This window comes from Acidithiobacillus sp. TH-A36 (assembly GCF_057473445.1).
Window position 1 is genome coordinate 1 of the sequence record NZ_JBYCKP010000156.1, and the last position, 1,725, is coordinate 1,725.

1 protein-coding gene is annotated in these 1,725 nt (G+C 46.3%); it reads right to left on the reverse strand.

Translation table 11 applies throughout. The annotated features are described in order from the left end of the window. Nucleotides 1–304 precede the first annotated feature (304 nt). Nucleotides 305–1,549 (reverse strand): MFS transporter, encoded by a 1,245-nt coding sequence (locus AC2VLY_RS04265; protein WP_486894097.1) that lies wholly within the window; start codon nt 1,547–1,549, stop codon nt 305–307. Between the last annotated feature and the right edge of the window lie 176 nt (nt 1,550–1,725).

Consider the following 1,725-nt stretch of genomic DNA (forward strand, 5'->3'; position numbering starts at 1 on the left):
ATTTCAAGGACGCAGCCTTCGAGTACACCTTTCAGCATCTCTGTTATATTTTCCAGATTTCTCTGCCCCTCATTTCCGTTCAGTACTCTGTAACACACGTAACTTGTTATACCGATAATCAGTAATACTCACTACAGGTATATAGTAATACGCAATAGCAGCCCTCGTCAAGGATAGAATTTGAAAAGCAAAAGGTAGGTCGTTCCTGAACATTACGGCCCATTACCTGAAGATCAGCGACCGCCTTCACAGTGAGTATTGATGCACCAGAGGACGACAGCTATTCTTCAGTTCTCGCCCCCGTTCAAGGAACATTGTTGGATATAGCATCCTCCATTTGTGACTGGTTTCTCGGCAGCGATACAAGAAATACTATGATGAGTGCCGCCAGGCACATCAATATTGTCATTCCGACCATTAAGCTACGTACTCCCAACCAAGTCGCCACGAAACCACCAAGCAGGATAAACACGATGTTTAGCAATTGTTGAGGAGGAGCGACGACGCTGTTGATTCTCCCCATATGTGATACTGGCATTACTTTTTGAATGTATGTGGTAAATCCCAAGCTCGCACTTGAACCAAACAACCCCAGGATGATTAGTCCGACAACAGCCGCCCACAAAGAATGTGACAAAGCATAGAGTAGATATCCCGCCGAATTCAACAGAGTTCCGAGCCCCAGAAGCCATATGGTACTGAGCCGATTCGATATGATCGATAAGAACAGAGAACCAGACACAAATCCAATTCCTGCAGAAGTGACCATCATGCCGTAACCAAGTTGCCCAAGGTGTAGGGCTTGCCGAGCAAAGACAACCTCTTGCGTGTCTGCCGTGAGTGCAAAGATGCCAATGAGTGCGTTCAAACTGAATAGGACGGTAAACAGTCGGTTCCCACTGAGAAATTGGAATGCAGTTTGCCAATCCTTGAACACGGTACGCCAAGGATGTTGTCTTTCCGTGGTAGTTAGTGGCGTACCCAATTCAGGTAATAAGATAAACGACATTGCAGAAACCAAGAAACTAACCGAGTCCAACCATAAAGGGATGGACGCATTGCCATGGATCAAGAGCACCCCTGCAATCGCAGGTCCCGTCAGAAAGGCACTGTACCGTAAGATACTTACAATCGAATTCACTCTCTTTCGGGACCGCTCAGGTACAAGCAATGTCTGATACGGCAGAAACAGACTACCGAAAAACGTACTGGAAACCCCAAGTAGAAATAGAATTGCGTAAATATAAGCCAAGTGTGACAGGAGTGGCAGAACACCAATCAGCATCGCACGGGTAAGCTCGACACCAATCAGTTGTTTCCTACGGGAGAATCGATCTGTTATGCTTCCTACCCAAGGTCCTACAATTAACGCCGCAACCCTGGACACAACCCACAGACCTGCAACAGCCGATGCAGAGTGCGTTTGGTCGAGAACAAACACATTGATGGCGACAAGGTAGATGAAATCGCCGATGGCAGAAACACCAACTCCAGATACAAAGATACCTGTCCAAATGTTGGTTTGGAATTGTTTGGGTCTCTGAAACATTCATTCACCTCGAATTCACAATCGTTATTCAGGATAACGGCCCGATTGCGCAAGATTCCGAAAGGGTGTGCCATCGTACAATCATACAACAGGTGGACGCTCAGGGAACATGAATTTTTGCACTCGTTTGTCCAATATGATTCATACATCTTTTCCTGGGAGAGCATGTATAAGGT

Bases quoted from the DNA above. Each gene is read 5' to 3' on its own strand.
- AC2VLY_RS04265 (WP_486894097.1), bottom strand. From the start codon at position 1,549: ATGTTTCAGAGACCCAAACAATTCCAAACCAACATTTGGACAGGTATC.